Origin of the sequence: Sulfuricurvum sp. (assembly GCF_049277495.1) — a bacterium.
In the GTDB taxonomy this organism is placed as follows: domain Bacteria; phylum Campylobacterota; class Campylobacteria; order Campylobacterales; family Sulfurimonadaceae; genus Sulfuricurvum.
The window spans coordinates 37115-51882 of the sequence record NZ_JBASYM010000001.1; the positions used below are offsets into that span (position 1 = coordinate 37115).

Here is a 14768-nt window from a genome sequence, read left to right on the forward strand (position 1 = left end):
AGAACGCATTTCTTTAAGAAACCCTTTGGAAGAACGGTTTTTGGTATAATGGTGCCATTTATTTTATGGGACAGTTATGATTACTTTTGGCGATATGCTTTTAAAACTTCAACAATTTTGGAATGACCAAGGATGTGCGATTGTCCAGCCTTACGACATTGCCGCCGGTGCGGGGACATTTCATCCCGCAACTTTTTTACGTTCACTCGATTCACAGCCATGGTCCGTTGCCTATGTCGCCCCAAGCCGACGTCCGACCGACGGGCGTTACGGAGAAAATCCTAACCGTTTGGGAAGCTATTACCAATTTCAAGTTCTGATCAAACCAAGCCCTGAAAACATCCAAGAGCTTTATCTTAAAAGCTTGGAGTTTTTAGGACTCAATCTGAAAGACCACGATATCCGCTTTGTCGAAGACAACTGGGAATCACCGACACTCGGGGCATGGGGGCTAGGCTGGGAAGTATGGCTAAACGGTATGGAAGTGACACAGTTCACTTACTTTCAGCAAGTCGGCGGCGTGGCGTGTGATCCCGTAGCAGTCGAAATCACCTACGGAACCGAGCGTCTTGCGATGTATCTGCAAGGAGTCGATACGGTATTCGACATTGTCTGGAGCGAAAACAAATTCGGAAAAACACTTTACCGCGATATTCACAAAGAAGGGGAGATCGAATTTAGTAAATATAATTTCGAAATTGCCGACACCGCTATGCTTTTTGCCGAATTCGAAGCCAAAGCATCCGAGTGTAAACGGTGTCTCGATGCAGAGCTTCCTCTTCCGGCATACGATCTGTGCATGATGGCATCCCATACATTCAACACCCTCGATGCACGCAAAGCGATCTCGGTAACAGAGCGGGCAAACTACATCCTTAAAATCCGTGAGTTGGCCAAAGGGTGTGCAGAGCTTTACAAGTCTCAAGAAGAGGAAAGAAACCTCCGCGTTAAAGCATAATGCAAACACTCATCGGTCAGATCGATAAAATTATTTACGAAAACAGCGGATTTTTCATCGCTGCATTGAAAAGCGGTGAAAAAATCAGCGCACACTATTACGAAAGCGACGTTCAAAATCTCCAGGATGCCGCTATCACCCTTAAAGGGTCATGGGACGAGCATCGACAACACGGCCGTACCTTTAAAGCCCACTCCCTCATCGTCAATCAAAACGAACTCTTCTTTTTTCTCAACCGTGTCGTCAAAGGTTTTACCAAAAAACTGACCGCCGAGTTGATCGAACGTTACGGCAGCGACGGGCTGATCGATATTCTTGATAATGACATCGAACGGCTCCTCGAAATAAAAGGGATGAATGAAAAACGTCTCTTAAAGCTCTCCAGCGGATGGAAACAGTTTCGCTCTATGCGTCTTTTGGGAGAGTTTTTAGCACCGTTCGGCGTTACTCCGGCCTTGCTTCGTCTCATTGCAGGTGCGATGAAAGAGCTGAAAGACCCTATCGAAGCAATTAAAAACAATCCTTACGGCTTGATGCGCATCCATGGAATCGGCTTTAAAAAAGCGGATGAAATCGCTTTAAACATGGGGGTCAAAAGCGATGACGACCGCCGTATCCAAGCGGCAATGGAATATACGCTCGGCGAATATTGCGACCAGGAAGGAAACAGCTGTATTGATCGTCACTCCCTCTTTGCGAAGCTGGATCAACTGCTGAATCTCGGCCGTCCTGACCGGTACGATGAGGCGCTCGAAGATCGTCTGCGTGAGGGGAGTATTACCATGCTACCCAGTTCCAAACTCTCTCCCGCACGTATTTATGAAGCCGAAACCCTTCTCATAAGCGAATTCAAACGACGCGGTAAAAATACGCATGACCCGCTGTGTGATAATCTTGAAGCATTCTTAGAAGCCCATGCGCTGAATCTCGGAGAACAGCAATACACCGCTCTGGAATTGATCAATAAAGGTTCAGGACTCATTTTTCTCGTCGGATATGCAGGAACCGGGAAAAGTACTACAGCCAAAGCTCTTCTCGATCTTTTGGCAATCCGTCATGAACCGAGCCTAATTATGACGTGTGCTCTCAGCGGTATCGCTTCCCAGAGAATTCGCGAACGGAGCGGTTATCAGAGCGCAACGATCCAAAGTCTCCTGGTCCGCTTCGAATCGCATGATAAAATGCCCTACAAAGTGATTCTTATCGATGAGGCATCGATGATTAATTCCCTTTTGTTTGCAAGGCTGATGGCAAAAATAGAGCGTGATGCAACCGTTATCATCGTAGGTGATGATGCCCAGCTTCCCCCTATCGGCGCGGGAAGCCCTCTTAGTGATGCCATAGCACTTGGATTTGCGCCAACCGTTATGCTTACCCATATCTATCGCCAAAGTCCGGATCAGGCAATCGCTCTTATTGCCAATGATATTCGTAAAGGCATTATTCCGCCCTATCGCGAAAGCTATGAAGACTTCACTTTTATCCCGATCGATATTTCAAATCGTCATGCCCTAAAAAATTCCCTCAGTGCCTCCGAGTTCGAAGAGGTACTTAAAACGCATGCTCACAATATACTGGCCGCCGTCGCAGAAATCACACTGCAATATCTTCCCGATTCACGTGAAAAACTCCAGTCCAAACAAATCCGAGAATACCTCAGCGCCTTTCAAGTGATCTCGCCGATGCGGGGAAATACCTTGGGTGTCGACAATCTCAATCTCTTCCTTCAGGAATATTTCAATCCCAATCCAAAAAAAAAGATCAAAACATTTAAAGGTGAATTTCGTTTAATGGATAAAGTCGTCCATATCAAAAATGACAATCTCCTCTCCTATACACCCGAAGAGTTCAAAGAGGGCTCAGACGCAAGTGAACGGAGAATCTTTAACGGAATGTGCGGATTGCTTTTCCGAATTGATGAGGAAGAAGAGTTTTGTTATGTCTACTATCCGAATGAAGAGCTGATCGTCCAGTACAAATATGATCAAACCAGCGATTTTCTCAGTTTATCCTATGCGCTCAGTGTCCATAAAGTCCAAGGAATGGAATATGAACGGGTCGTAATGATAATGAGTTTTTCACATCATATCATGCTCAATACGAAACTCCTATACACCGCTCTTACACGGGCAAAAGGGCATTGTATCATCGTCGGTGAAAGCGGTGCGTTTGAATCGGCTTGCAGACGGCTGGAACACACAAAACGTTTTACTGTGATGCAGGAGTTGGAAAGAAATTAAAATATCGTAATTTTCCTGTTTCAAAATTGTGATACAATTATAATCTTTATTCAAATACTAACAGGATGTAACCTATGAAAATACTTTTGATGTCAGCGATCGTCGCTTCGAGTGTAATGGGGGCTTCACTTATCAATGAAGCTAAAACAGCCGGATTAAAACCAATCCCATCCAGTGCAAAAGCTATCAATCAACTTACTTCAAATCCAAAAAACCCGACAACAGCGGCCAAAGTTGAATTGGGAAAAATGCTCTATTTCGAACCGCGTCTTTCCAAAAGCGGTTTGATCAGCTGTAACACCTGTCACAATCTCGCAATCGGCGGAACCGACGGTATGAGCGCGGCAATCGGGCACAAATGGACGTCTAATCCGCACGGACTAAGCTCGCCGACCGTTTATAATGCCGTATTCTACAGCCAACAATTCTGGGATGGACGCTCTCCGCACCTCGAAGATCAAGCACAAGGACCGATTCAGGCCGGACCGGAAATGGCGGCACCGAAAGATTTCGTTACCGGTGTTGTCAATTCAATGCCGCAATACGTCAAAATGTTCCAAAAAGCATACGGGAAAGATGTTAAAGTGACGTTTGAAAAAGTAGCCGATACCATTGCCGTATTCGAGCGTACTCTCGTTACTCCTTCCCGCTATGACGATTTCCTAAACGGAAATACGAAAGCATTAACCAAAGCAGAGCAAAAAGGGCTTAAAACCTTTATCGATAAAGGGTGTACAACGTGTCACAATGACATCGCACTTGGCGGAACGATGCAAGCATTCGGTGTTGTAGCTCCTTATAAATTCATGAATATCGGTGATTTTAAAGGGGATGCCAACGGCCTGGTACGGGTTCCGACACTCCGTAACGTTACCGAAACGGCTCCTTATTTCCACAACGGCCAAATCGCCACCCTTAGCGGAGCTATCAAAGAGATGGGACGCATCCAGCTCGGTGTCGATTTGAACGACCAAGAGACAAACGAAATCGAAACCTTCCTCAAATCGTTGGAGGGTAAAAAACCGACGATCATCTACCCAATGCTTCCGGCTTCTACACTCACTACACCTAAAGTGGATGTCGTTAGTAATTAATTCCTCATCAGCGCACAATCGGGACGTATTCCGATTGGCTGCGCTGCTTTTTCTGCATCTAAAAACGCAAACTATTCACACGTAATCCCTTCCAACTCTTTTTGATAATTCTCACACTCACTTTTCGGTATTTGTAAAATCTGCGGATTTTTCTGCGGATCAAGCCAGTGAAGCAATTCAATCAAAGGAGCTTCATCCATTGCGGTACATCCGGATGTCGGACGATGATCGCTATGGTTAAGATGGATAAATATGCATGAACCTCTCCCTTTTTCTCCCGATGTGTTGTACCCGATCACGGCACCGTTGCGATAGACATCATCGCTTCGGCGCATATTTTCGAAACTTTTCGGAGGGTTCAAGGGATCCAGTAATGCAAATGTGTTGTAACGTTCATCTTCTATATCGTCGACACAAATCAGTTTTTCATCGGCATAATGATACGCCATTGCGGAGTTAGGATGTTCATCATAACCGAATGTTGAAGAAATAGGAAAAACGCCGGCAGGAGATCTTCCGTCTCCCTCCTTTTTAAGAGGATTCTTTTGATCCGAATATCCTAACCCGTTTCGACCCAAAACCACCTGTATTTCCTCCCCTATTTTTCTCCACACTTTTTCTTTTTCATACCGTTGCATCGTCCCGTTTGTGGCGTTTAACTCTGCGGATAAAACGACAATGAGCTGTTCGGATGCAATCAATGAAGAGAGACCTAAAGAGAGGGAAAGGAGCGTAATTATTTTAAACATAGCATCGTTCTTAGTTTATTTTAAAGTTAGGTAGTATAGCATATTGAAAATCGCAAGAGTGAGGCACTAATGGCAATTACCGTTCGTAAAGCAACAGAGGCGGATATTGACATTATTGCCCTAGCATTGTTGGAGGGTTCGCGCGGAGGCAAGAAGATCGGTTTGTTCGATCTTGTCTTTAATACCTCCGACAATGAGGCCTTGCTCTCCCATCTCAAAAAGTTAGCACTCACGACCACAAAATGTTATTGCCATTTTTCCAACTTTTTTATTGCCATGTCCGGAGGAACTGCCGCCGGGACGATTTGCGGCTATGAGCCGCGTATCGCAACCCATGAAATTTTTTCCAAAGCACTCGAAGAGATCGGATTTGACGAAACCTATCACGAACGGATTGCCGCCTATCTGCTCTGCGAAAGCGACGTCGACAATAAAACCTTTGTGTTAGACTTTATGCTGGTAAAACCGGAGTTTAAAAGCATTGACGTATTTAAAGAACTGATCGGGAAAAGTATGCTGGCGGCACGTCTTAAAGGGTATCGTAAAGTCCAGACCCCGGTCGAGATCGGATTGGCCGAGACCGAAATGATTTACAAAAAACTCGGATTTGTAGTCATTGACGAAAAGCGGAGCGAATACTACAAAGAGCAGTTTGGCCGCCCCGGTATTATGCGGCTTCAAATGATACTGTAACGACTATACTGCATTTGGGCATACTGCCGAAGTAAACACAGCGTTAGCGTAGCCAATCGGGATGCATTCCGATGGCGTTTAGAAAGGAAATCAAATAGAATACGGTCCTTTAGGGTTAATCCCTCCTCTTATTGCAATACTCCTTGCCCTTTTTAGCCGTTCTGTTTTTTTTGCTCTTGCCATGGCGGTATTCGCCGGTGAAATCATTATTGCTGACTTTCAGTTCAAGGGTGCATCCATCCATATAGCCGAGCGTTTTTCAGCTCTGCTGAGTGAGGGATGGGTCCTTAAAACCCTCGCTTTTGCCATTATGGTAGGTGCGGTTATGGCATTGATCGAGAAAAGCGGCGGTGTTGGGGCACTGGTACATGAACTAAGCGTCAAACGCTCATGGGTAAACGGTAAACGTGGAGCACTCATCCCCAGTTTTATTGCCGGCATTATTATCTTTATCGAGTCTTCCATTACATCTCTTGTTGCCGGTGCCGTCGGAAAACCGTTTTGTGACCGTTACGGGATCAGCCGTGCGAAACTGGCCTTTGTCTGTGACTCTACCTCAGCCCCGGTTTGTTCGATTATCACCATTAACGGCTGGGGCGCATTGCTGCTGGGGCTGATCGGCGGACAGATCGCGGCAGGTTTGATCGTGGGGGAGGAAGCGCAATGGCTGATTGCAGCGATCGGTTATAATTTTTATGCTTATATCGCCCTCATCGTTACCTTTGTCGTTATCTGGTATGAAATTGACATCGGTCCCATGCGCAACTCCCCTATTCTTGAGATTCCCGTAACCAACGAAGAAAATAATGGCGGACTGGGACTCTTTTTATGGCCGATGGCCTGGATGATCGGCGGGGTTGTCGGATTTATGTTTCTTACGGGAGGGGGAAATATTCTCAAAGGTTCCGGTTCAAGCTCTATCTTCTATGCCCTCGCCCTAACCCTTTTACTCATGTGGATCTATTATCGTTTGAGTGAGGCGATGAGCAGTCGTGATTTTTTCCGCTCAGCCTATAGCGGAGCCAAGGCCCTTACCCCCATTGCCTTGATTTTACTCTTTGCCTTTGCCATCGGCGGGGTGAGTTCTGATATGGAAGTCGGAAAATATCTCGCTTCTTTTATCGGGGATTACCTCCCTTCCCAGTATCTCGCAGGGGCAATTTTTCTGTTAAGTGCCGTCATCGCCTTTGCAACGGGAACCAGCTGGGGAACTTTTAGTATCATGCTTCCCATTGCCATCCCTCTCGCCGTCGGACTTGATGCCCCCGTGGCACTCGCTATGGGCGCGGTCATCTCGGGAGGCGTATTCGGCGATCACTGTTCTCCGATATCGGACACGACCATCATCTCCTCTATGGCCTCAGGATGCGAAGTGGGTGAGCATGTTCGGACACAGCTCCCCTATGCTCTTATCTCAGCCCTCATGGCGCTGATTTCATTTATTCTTTTCGGGATAGTACTCACATGATAAAAACCAAACTTCTCCTCCTCGAAGATGATCCGAATCTCTCTGAAAGTGTGAGTGAATACCTCGAAGAACATGGCTTTGACGTCCAATGCGTCTACGATGCCGTTTCGGCAGAAGAGATTCTGTATGAGCAAAAGTTTGATCTGCTGCTGCTTGATGTCAATGTCCCCGGCGGAGACGGATTTTCACTGTTGAAAGCAAACCGGAAAGACGGGAATACGACTCCGGCAATTTTCATCACCTCCCGTAATGCGATGAGTGATCTCGAAGAGGGATTCGAGAGCGGGGGAGACGATTATATCCGCAAACCGTTTGCACTCAAAGAACTGCTGCTGCGTATTCAAACCATTCTCAAACGAAATTTTTACCATAATCCTTCCGATGTACTTGTGTTAGGTGAAGGGATCACCTATGACATCGACAACCAAATCCTCATGATTAACTCTCATGAGCAAACGCTCCAGCTCAAAGAGCATAAGCTCCTCAAACTCTTCATCCAACACAGAAATGAGCTCCTTCCCCATGAAGTGATTATGGAGCATCTGTGGGATTATGATGAAACCCCCAGCGACGGAAGCTTGCGTACCTACATCAAAACGCTCCGTAAACTCCTCGGAAAGGATTCCATTGTCAGCCACAAGCGCATCGGGTATCAATTTCGCTAAATACCGTACCCTAAGAGGTTTTTTAGCCCTCTACGGTGTCATGAGCATCCTTATACTGGCGTTGATCGCTACCCTCTATTACGAATCGATCAAAACACAGATGCTCTCCTCCCATCGTCTCTCGATGCAGCTGGAAAGCGAAAGCTACGTCCCGAAACTCAAAATATGGCTGGAAAGCGGCCATGATCTCAACACCTTCCCCACCGATTTGGCCTATAAAACCGCCCTTTACGGTTACAGCAAGGATCTTCTCGTCGGAAATCTTCACCGCAACCCTATTGATTTTAATGAAAATATTGCCCTTCATGAGGGCTACATCCACCTCATCGTTCCTTTGTCTCCCTATGGACTGGGAGAATACTATCTGGTGTTTGAAACCCATGATGATGAGTTATGGCGGCATCAGGTCCTCACGAACTCTCTGATTTTCGGTTCACTTCTCTTTTTAATCCTGGGGATCATCGGATTTGCCCTATCCCGGATGTTTCTGCGCCCCATGAACGAAGCGATCGCTCTTCTCGATGATTTTATCAAAGACACGACACATGAACTCAATACCCCCGTCAGTGCGATTTTAACCAATATCGAAGCACTCCAGGAAGGGGAACTTTCCCCCTCGGTCGAGAAAAAGCTCAAACGGATCGAAATTGCCTCCCGCACCATCTCTACCCTCTATGACGATCTCACCTACTTAATCCTCAACCATGATTTAGCGGTTCGTAATATCAATCTCGATCTATCAACCCTCATCCATGAACGAATCGACTATTTTCGCCATCGGATCGACCAAAAGAAAATCAATCTCATCACCCACATTGATCCGCAGATAACATTGGTGATTGATGCGACCAAAGCAACCCGCCTGGTCGACAACCTCCTCTCCAATGCCATTAAATACAATAAAATGGGGGGAGAAATCACCATCACTCTGCGCCATGGAAGCTTATGTATCGATGACAACGGTATCGGCATACCCGAAGCAATGATCGATCGGGTATTTGAGCGTTATACGCGCGCCGATAAAAGTGTGGGAGGATTTGGAATCGGGCTTAATATCGTAGCAATGATCGCCCGAGAATATGATCTCAAAATCACCATAGAATCGGAAGAAAAAAAGGGGACGAAGATATGTATCCGATGGGAGTAATGTCCTGCTGAGGCTATAAGGACGCCAAAACTTCCGGCGAGGGGACAAAGACCTGTTCGAATATCTCTTTCGCCGTTTTCCAGCGGTTCTCTTTGGAATTCAACATCACAATCAAACAATCCCTATCGTCTTTTTTGGCTCGTGCGATTAAACACGGTCCCGCTTTAGAGGTATATCCCGTTTTTACTCCAACGGCATATTCATACTTGTTAAGAAGCTGATTGTGGGTGTGGGCAACAAATTTTCGAGCGGTGTTGCGTGAATAGTAGGTATGCTGGTTGAGGCGGGTGATATCGTTAAAAACAGAATTTTTGATAGCATATTCCGCCAAAGTCAGCAGATCTTGCGGAGTCGAGTGATGATTGCCGATGTCAAAGCCGCAAGGGTTCGTAAACACGGTATTCACCATCCCTATGGATGAGGCTTTTGTATTCATCATCTCTTTGAAATTCTCTAATGTCCCTCCGACGGCTATCGCGACGGCCATCGCCGCATCATTGTCCGATTTGATCAAAGCGGCTTTGATGAGATCGTCCAATACAAAGACCTCCCCTTCTTTATACCCTGCCTTGGTCGGTTCCACTTGAAGCATCTCTTTTGTAATAACGACCGAACGGTTTAAATCCCCTTGTTCTATCGCCAATATGGCCGTCATGATTTTCGTTAGACTTGCCGGTTGAACTTCACGCAGCGCCTCTTTGGAATAGAGCATCGCATTGTTCGTAAGATTTTTGACCAATAAGGCTTCAACATTTAATTTATCCAGTTTTTCGGAATCAATTTCGGCATGAAGAGCGGTCATAAAGAGAAGAAAAAAGAAGATTAATGATTTGAGCATCCCGTCCCTTTAGTATGATGGGCTATTATTGCTAAAAACAGTAAATAAACCCGAACTATTATTGAGCGAATCGTATCATTTGGCAAGGGTGTGAACAACCGAAACGAGTGGGAAAGAAAATAACCTCCGCTTAAGCGGAGGGAGAGACAAAAACATAAGAAAGCGATAGGGCTATGACAGCTCATAGCAGCGTAGGAAGTTTTATTTCAATCCGGCAATATACTCAGCGATCGTTTTCATATCCGCATCATCTAAAGCGGCTGTTTGCCCTTTCATCAGCGCACCCATCCCTTTTGTATTACGGGTTCCGGCCTTATACCCTTTGAGGGCCTCAACCGTTTTGTCAGCTTTCCAGCCGGCAATTACTTCGGATTTTCCCAATGCCGCTTTTTCAGCTTTGGCACCGTGACATGCGGCACATTTTTTATACAGATCCGCTCCCTCAGAAGCACTCAACATAGCGGTAAGTCCAAGTATTGCAATCAACGTTTTCATAATAAATCCTTTACGATATGTATAGTTAGTGTAAGCACGCAAGCGTGCGTGGGCATCGCGCCGAGCAAAACTCAGCGTTAGCGTAGCCAAGCGGAACTTTGTTCCGTTGGCGTATTAACCACAAGATGGAACATTTCCCGAATCGCTGCCGTATTCTTTGGCAAAATCGCCTACTTCCTGCAATCGATCTTTCATTTCAGGATTCGTCAACACTCCTGCAGCGCTCGGAAACCGTGCACTGTATTCTTTGATAAATCCGGCCGCATTGTTATCAAAAAGGTCTTCCCATTCCGAAACGGTATGTTCAGCGGCAAACCGTGTCCCGTTCATACCGAATTTCGCTTTGAGGGTTTTAAGATAAACTTTTTGACCTGACTTGGCGTCGGCTTGAGCTACAGAAGCGCTCAGCGCCGCAACCAACAACAACATAAGTAACTTTTTCATTTCAAACTCCTTCTTGGAGAGAGTCTCTTGCGAGATTCTCTTTAGATGAGAGCAGTATAAAAGATGATTGTGGAGGTATTGTGGAGAAGGTTAAAGATTTTGGAGACGATCGATCAGCTCGCCCATTTGTTTTTCTTGCTGATAGAGGGCAAAGTTCTTACGGACATAAGCTTGGAGAAGAAGTTTAAGATCATTATTGCCGTGGAACTCAAAATCCTGTTTCATTTGTGCCGTCAAAAAATGGGCAAAATCTTCCTCTACATCAATGTCGTAACGTTTGGCATTGAGCGTGAGGGCTATTTTGGTGTTCATCCAAGCAAGCTTTCAATCTTAGAAACGATTGCTTCAATTTCTGCATCTTTGGCAGAGAGTTCATCACTGTACATTTTAATCTCTTCATCTTTGGCGGCCACAGAAGCACTCAGACGCTGGATCTCCTCATCTTTCGTTTGTTCACTGCCTCGGATTGAGGCACTTTCATTGCGAAGTGTTTCGATTTCGGCTTGCAATGCCGTCTGTTTTTCGATTAAATCAGTTACGAGCGTGGTTAATTTTTCCAATGGAGTGGGATCAAATAGCATAATTTACCTTGAGTGATAGAGTCTTGGCCATAATTTTAACACAGTTTAGCTCAGGTTGCAGGCACGATCCGTTATTAAAGCTGATACGAATCCGCCTATTGGCGCCACAGATGTCTCACTCTCAGGGGAGAATAATCCAGCTGAGACTTTGTTCGTCATAGACTTTCATCACTCCATTCACACGGTCATACCACAATGTCCCGTCAATCGGACTGCTTGGTGCTGTATCCGCCACAATAGCACTGTTATATCCTCTGGTCTGCGTCGCAATCTCCGAGCCGCCATAGAGCTTATAGTGATTGGTCTCACCGATCCCGATTTCCAGCATCACATCATCACCCTGGGCTGCGGTATCCGCAGCAGTCGTAGATACGACTCCATCCTCTCCCGCACTCAATAAGCGTGCCAGTACATTTGCATTGGGTGAAATAGCTACCGTATTGGTCGTAAGATTTGCATCAAAGGTATTGGGATTTCCCAAATCAATCGGATAGTAACGGATTGCCCTTCCCCAGGCATCGGTTGCCATGCCGACACTGACAGAAACACCGTTGGAAGCTTCCTCTTTGGGAAGCTCATAATAAGGATCGCCGTCAGGATTTTTCGCCAAATCAAGCAAACGGCTGCGGATCACTTCGAGAATCATTGTCGTATTCTGTCGTTTTAGAAGATTTGATTGAATATACGTGTAATAACTGATCGTACTGAAAATTGCGGCGATAACACCGGCGATGATGATCGTAATCATCGCTTCTATCAATAAAAAACCCCGTCTTTTTTTAAAAACCATTTTGGATTCCGTCCACGGCACTGATCATCCCTTTTTGAATCAAAACCTGCGTCAAAACAACCGTAAAAAACTCTACAAAGACTGCCAAAGCCATCAATAAAATCGATATGACACTAACGAGCCGAAAAAAGCGGCTTCCCAAAGCCAGCGCGTTCGTACGGGCATGATCGGCCAACTGAACCATCACCTCTCCGACCTGAGACATGGAGCCGGCGCCCATCAAAAGACGCTGTTCGATCTCTTCAAAAAACGATACACTCCAGCGATGGTGATCACCGCGGATAACACGCTCCTGCATCTCTCCGAATCCTCTCGAAAATTCAGCCACATCGGTACTCTCTTTCGCACTTTGGATCGCCCGTTTAAAGGGTATTCCATTCTGAAGCATCTCTCCCAACAGGGTCAAAAGCATAAACTTTTCAAAATAGCGCATCATTTTAGAAGAAACAGGCAGAATTAAAGCAAGCGGCTTAGCTATCCCTTGAAGAAACTCTTTTTGGCTAAAAAGGGCAACCATAACCGTCAAAAAATAAAGTGCGCTGAGCAGCAAAAGTGCAAATAACCCGTTACCCATCCACTGGGCCATATTCAAATGCTCTGCTATCAGCTTTTGAATTGCAGGGTCATATTGCAAAGATTCATTGATATGCTGCGGAATCGCATAGAACCGGACAAACAAAACAATGATGGTCGATAAAACAAAATAAAGGACGGGCAAGGCAATTTTATCATTGGATTCCCGATAGAACTGGTCCTTTAACGCCAGATAATGGAGAACTTTTTCAAGCATATTACGAAAAGAGGCCCCTTTTTCGGCCATTGTAATAAACTGGACGATATCTTTCGGGGCAGATACATGCCGTCCGAAAGCTTCGGAAAAAGGGATCCCCTTTTGCACATCCTGACGAACATTCGCATACACTTTGCGATCTTCCGCATTCGCAGAAAATCCCTCCATCAATTTCAGCCCTTCACTCAAATTCTTACCGCTTTTCAATGTCAAATGGAGTGTTTGCAAAAAAGTCACAGCATTAGATTTCACGAATATAGCCTAGGGAAAGGAGTTCGGAAGAGAGCGTGTCATAATCACTCTCACCGTTCTCAAAAAGGTATTGAGCTGACTGAAAGTAGCTAAACGTGATAAATTGGTCCCATGCCTTGAAAACGGTACTGTTTTTCAAAGCCAGATAAAATTGGTAGCGCACTTTCATATCATACGGGATAAATACCATGTCACTCAACAGTGTTCGCCCGTAATATCCGGTGAAATTGCAGCGGATACACCCGTTTGCTTCGTATCCGCTCATTTTGCTTTCAAAAAAATCCGTTCCGCGGCTGTCTGAGGAAGGGACTTTACAATCACACAGTTTGGGCACTAGATGCTGGGCGATCACTCCGCTAAGCGAATAGGCCAGAATAAAAAGATCCCCCCCCTCATCCCGTATCCGTTCCATTGCCATAAAGCTATTAGACGTATGCAAGGTTGAAAAAACCATATGTCCGCTATGGGCAGCCTTCAGCGCCGTATGGATACTCTCTCGATCCCGCATCTCACCGATAACAATGACATCAGGGTCTTGACGCATCACCGACTTGATTGCTGTCGGAAAGTCAAATTCAGTGGCTTCATTGATCTGATACTGGGTTACGAAATCGACTTTATATTCAATCGGGTCTTCAATCGTATAGATAATCTCATGGAGACGGTCTCTTTGTGACAATATAGCATTCAGCGTCGTCGTTTTACCGCTTCCGGTAGGCCCGACAACGAGAAAAAATCCGTTTGCCAAATTGGTAAAATGGGCTATATGTTCCGCCATAGGGTGTTCTTTTGGGAAAATCGATTTAAGGGTTTTAATGTTTTTGGACTTATCCAACAGCCGTACAACGATATTCTCACCATACTGCGCCGGAGCAATTTCCACACGGAAATCGATTACATTTTCTTGAAAGTTACCGGTGAAGCCTCCGCTTTGCGGGGCATTGACCGCGACCAAATCCAACGAACAGCGCTCTTTAAAGATAAGGGAAAAACGTTCAGCCAACTCATGACTGATCAGATAACGCGCCTGCACTTTCCCATCGATCCGGTATCGAAGCCAGCTGAACGATTCATGGGGATTGAGATGTATATCGCTGGCACGATTTTGCGCACCATAGTAGAGCACCATTTCAAAGATTTCGACGGCATCTTTTTCATCCGCTTCCAGATCATTGAATTGTTTGATTTTTCGTTCCAGAAGCTCTGTGTCCACCCCGAGAAGAGCTTGATACTTTTGATTGAACTCACGGACCGGAATCGTCTTTTGCTCCACTTTTTTACGGGTTTTGGCTTCAAGCTCCGCCAATACCGTTGGCCCGAGCAGTTCTTTTCGCTCGATATAAAGGGTTGTATCATTCTCTTTGACGACAACCATCTCATATTCTTTGATAAAATCAAGATTAAATAAAGGGGGAGGAGATTTTTTTTGAATAAAATGATGGCTCATAGCAATCTCCAAGAGATGCTTTTTACGGCCGAGCTGCTGGTAATAATACTGCTCTTTTTGACATACTTCAAGCTGCTTCGATGTCAAAATCTTTTTAATATTCATTGGCTCTTTTTT

Annotated in this window: 16 protein-coding genes; 7 read left to right on the plus strand and 9 right to left on the minus strand. The window is 45.5% G+C overall.

Translation table 11 applies throughout. From position 1 onward, the window contains the following. Nucleotides 1–76: 76 nt before the first annotated feature. From glyQ to WAO38_RS00205, 3 genes are all read left to right on the plus strand, one after another. The gene (gene glyQ, locus WAO38_RS00195; RefSeq protein WP_422233180.1) at nucleotides 77–958 is read left to right on the plus strand and encodes a glycine--tRNA ligase subunit alpha; all 882 of its coding nucleotides are present in this window, start codon (nucleotides 77–79) and stop codon (nucleotides 956–958) included. Then, entirely contained in the window at nucleotides 958–3198 is a 2241-nt protein-coding gene (locus WAO38_RS00200; protein WP_422233182.1) for an AAA family ATPase, read from the plus strand. The genes glyQ and WAO38_RS00200 overlap by 1 nt, the downstream gene beginning before the upstream one ends. A 74-nt stretch (nucleotides 3199–3272) precedes the next feature. Beyond that, nucleotides 3273–4292: a cytochrome-c peroxidase gene (locus WAO38_RS00205; RefSeq protein ID WP_422233183.1), complete on the plus strand. Its 1020-nt coding sequence runs from the start codon at nucleotides 3273–3275 to the stop codon at nucleotides 4290–4292. A 71-nt stretch (nucleotides 4293–4363) separates the two neighbouring features. On the opposite strand, the gene WAO38_RS00210 is transcribed toward WAO38_RS00205, so the two are convergent. Next, entirely contained in the window at nucleotides 4364–5041 is a 678-nt protein-coding gene (locus WAO38_RS00210) for a L,D-transpeptidase family protein (RefSeq protein ID WP_422233185.1), read from the minus strand. Nucleotides 5042–5110: 69 nt separating this feature from the next. On the opposite strand from WAO38_RS00210, the gene WAO38_RS00215 reads away from it, so the two are divergent. From WAO38_RS00215 to WAO38_RS00230, 4 genes are all read left to right on the plus strand, one after another. Then, nucleotides 5111–5734, plus strand: coding sequence for an acyl-CoA acyltransferase (locus WAO38_RS00215; protein ID WP_422233186.1), 624 nt, complete (start codon nucleotides 5111–5113; stop codon nucleotides 5732–5734). A gap of 181 nt (nucleotides 5735–5915) precedes the next feature. Then, nucleotides 5916–7202, plus strand: coding sequence for a Na+/H+ antiporter NhaC family protein (locus tag WAO38_RS00220; RefSeq protein ID WP_422233188.1), 1287 nt, complete (start codon nucleotides 5916–5918; stop codon nucleotides 7200–7202). Then, complete coding sequence (locus WAO38_RS00225) at nucleotides 7199–7867, plus strand: response regulator transcription factor (RefSeq protein ID WP_422233189.1); 669 nt, start codon at nucleotides 7199–7201, stop codon at nucleotides 7865–7867. The genes WAO38_RS00220 and WAO38_RS00225 overlap by 4 nt, the downstream gene beginning before the upstream one ends. Beyond that, nucleotides 7830–9014 carry a sensor histidine kinase gene (locus tag WAO38_RS00230; RefSeq protein WP_422233191.1) on the plus strand — a complete coding sequence of 395 codons (1185 nt, stop codon included), beginning with the start codon at nucleotides 7830–7832 and terminating at the stop codon, nucleotides 9012–9014. Before WAO38_RS00225 ends, WAO38_RS00230 begins: the two co-directional genes overlap by 38 nt. A gap of 13 nt (nucleotides 9015–9027) precedes the next feature. Here WAO38_RS00230 and WAO38_RS00235 read toward each other — a convergent pair whose 3' ends face one another. From WAO38_RS00235 to WAO38_RS00270, 8 genes are all read right to left on the minus strand, one after another. Next, nucleotides 9028–9852, minus strand: coding sequence for a D-alanyl-D-alanine carboxypeptidase family protein (locus WAO38_RS00235; protein WP_422233193.1), 825 nt, complete (start codon nucleotides 9850–9852; stop codon nucleotides 9028–9030). A 201-nt stretch (nucleotides 9853–10053) separates the two neighbouring features. Further along, entirely contained in the window at nucleotides 10054–10347 is a 294-nt protein-coding gene (locus WAO38_RS00240) for a c-type cytochrome (RefSeq protein ID WP_422233195.1), read from the minus strand. 114 nt (nucleotides 10348–10461) lie between these two features. Further along, on the minus strand, nucleotides 10462–10791 hold the full coding sequence (locus WAO38_RS00245) for a hypothetical protein (protein ID WP_422233197.1): 330 nt from the start codon (nucleotides 10789–10791) through the stop codon (nucleotides 10462–10464). Between the two features lie 90 nt (nucleotides 10792–10881). Further along, nucleotides 10882–11103 carry a hypothetical protein gene (locus WAO38_RS00250; RefSeq protein ID WP_422233199.1) on the minus strand — a complete coding sequence of 74 codons (222 nt, stop codon included), beginning with the start codon at nucleotides 11101–11103 and terminating at the stop codon, nucleotides 10882–10884. Further along, nucleotides 11100–11372, minus strand: coding sequence for a hypothetical protein (locus tag WAO38_RS00255; RefSeq protein WP_422233200.1), 273 nt, complete (start codon nucleotides 11370–11372; stop codon nucleotides 11100–11102). Before WAO38_RS00255 ends, WAO38_RS00250 begins: the two co-directional genes overlap by 4 nt. Before the next feature lie 121 nt (nucleotides 11373–11493). Beyond that, on the minus strand, nucleotides 11494–12162 hold the full coding sequence (locus WAO38_RS00260; protein ID WP_422233202.1) for a hypothetical protein: 669 nt from the start codon (nucleotides 12160–12162) through the stop codon (nucleotides 11494–11496). After that, nucleotides 12152–13204 carry a type II secretion system F family protein gene (locus WAO38_RS00265; RefSeq protein WP_422233204.1) on the minus strand — a complete coding sequence of 351 codons (1053 nt, stop codon included), beginning with the start codon at nucleotides 13202–13204 and terminating at the stop codon, nucleotides 12152–12154. The genes WAO38_RS00260 and WAO38_RS00265 overlap by 11 nt, the downstream gene beginning before the upstream one ends. Beyond that, a complete protein-coding gene (locus WAO38_RS00270; RefSeq protein ID WP_422233206.1) occupies nucleotides 13194–14756 on the minus strand; it encodes a GspE/PulE family protein in 1563 nt (520 codons plus the stop codon). Before WAO38_RS00270 ends, WAO38_RS00265 begins: the two co-directional genes overlap by 11 nt. Between the last annotated feature and the right edge of the window lie 12 nt (nucleotides 14757–14768).

Bases quoted from the DNA above. Each gene is read 5' to 3' on its own strand.
- glyQ (WP_422233180.1), top strand. From the start codon at position 77: ATGATTACTTTTGGCGATATGCTTTTAAAACTTCAACAATTTTGGAAT.
- WAO38_RS00200 (WP_422233182.1), top strand. From the start codon at position 958: ATGCAAACACTCATCGGTCAGATCGATAAAATTATTTACGAAAACAGC.
- WAO38_RS00205 (WP_422233183.1), top strand. From the start codon at position 3,273: ATGAAAATACTTTTGATGTCAGCGATCGTCGCTTCGAGTGTAATGGGG.
- WAO38_RS00210 (WP_422233185.1), bottom strand. From the start codon at position 5,041: ATGTTTAAAATAATTACGCTCCTTTCCCTCTCTTTAGGTCTCTCTTCA.
- WAO38_RS00215 (WP_422233186.1), top strand. From the start codon at position 5,111: ATGGCAATTACCGTTCGTAAAGCAACAGAGGCGGATATTGACATTATT.
- WAO38_RS00220 (WP_422233188.1), top strand. From the start codon at position 5,916: ATGGCGGTATTCGCCGGTGAAATCATTATTGCTGACTTTCAGTTCAAG.
- WAO38_RS00225 (WP_422233189.1), top strand. From the start codon at position 7,199: ATGATAAAAACCAAACTTCTCCTCCTCGAAGATGATCCGAATCTCTCT.
- WAO38_RS00235 (WP_422233193.1), bottom strand. From the start codon at position 9,852: ATGCTCAAATCATTAATCTTCTTTTTTCTTCTCTTTATGACCGCTCTT.
- WAO38_RS00240 (WP_422233195.1), bottom strand. From the start codon at position 10,347: ATGAAAACGTTGATTGCAATACTTGGACTTACCGCTATGTTGAGTGCT.
- WAO38_RS00245 (WP_422233197.1), bottom strand. From the start codon at position 10,791: ATGAAAAAGTTACTTATGTTGTTGTTGGTTGCGGCGCTGAGCGCTTCT.
- WAO38_RS00250 (WP_422233199.1), bottom strand. From the start codon at position 11,103: ATGAACACCAAAATAGCCCTCACGCTCAATGCCAAACGTTACGACATT.
- WAO38_RS00255 (WP_422233200.1), bottom strand. From the start codon at position 11,372: ATGCTATTTGATCCCACTCCATTGGAAAAATTAACCACGCTCGTAACT.
- WAO38_RS00260 (WP_422233202.1), bottom strand. From the start codon at position 12,162: ATGGTTTTTAAAAAAAGACGGGGTTTTTTATTGATAGAAGCGATGATT.
- WAO38_RS00270 (WP_422233206.1), bottom strand. From the start codon at position 14,756: ATGAATATTAAAAAGATTTTGACATCGAAGCAGCTTGAAGTATGTCAA.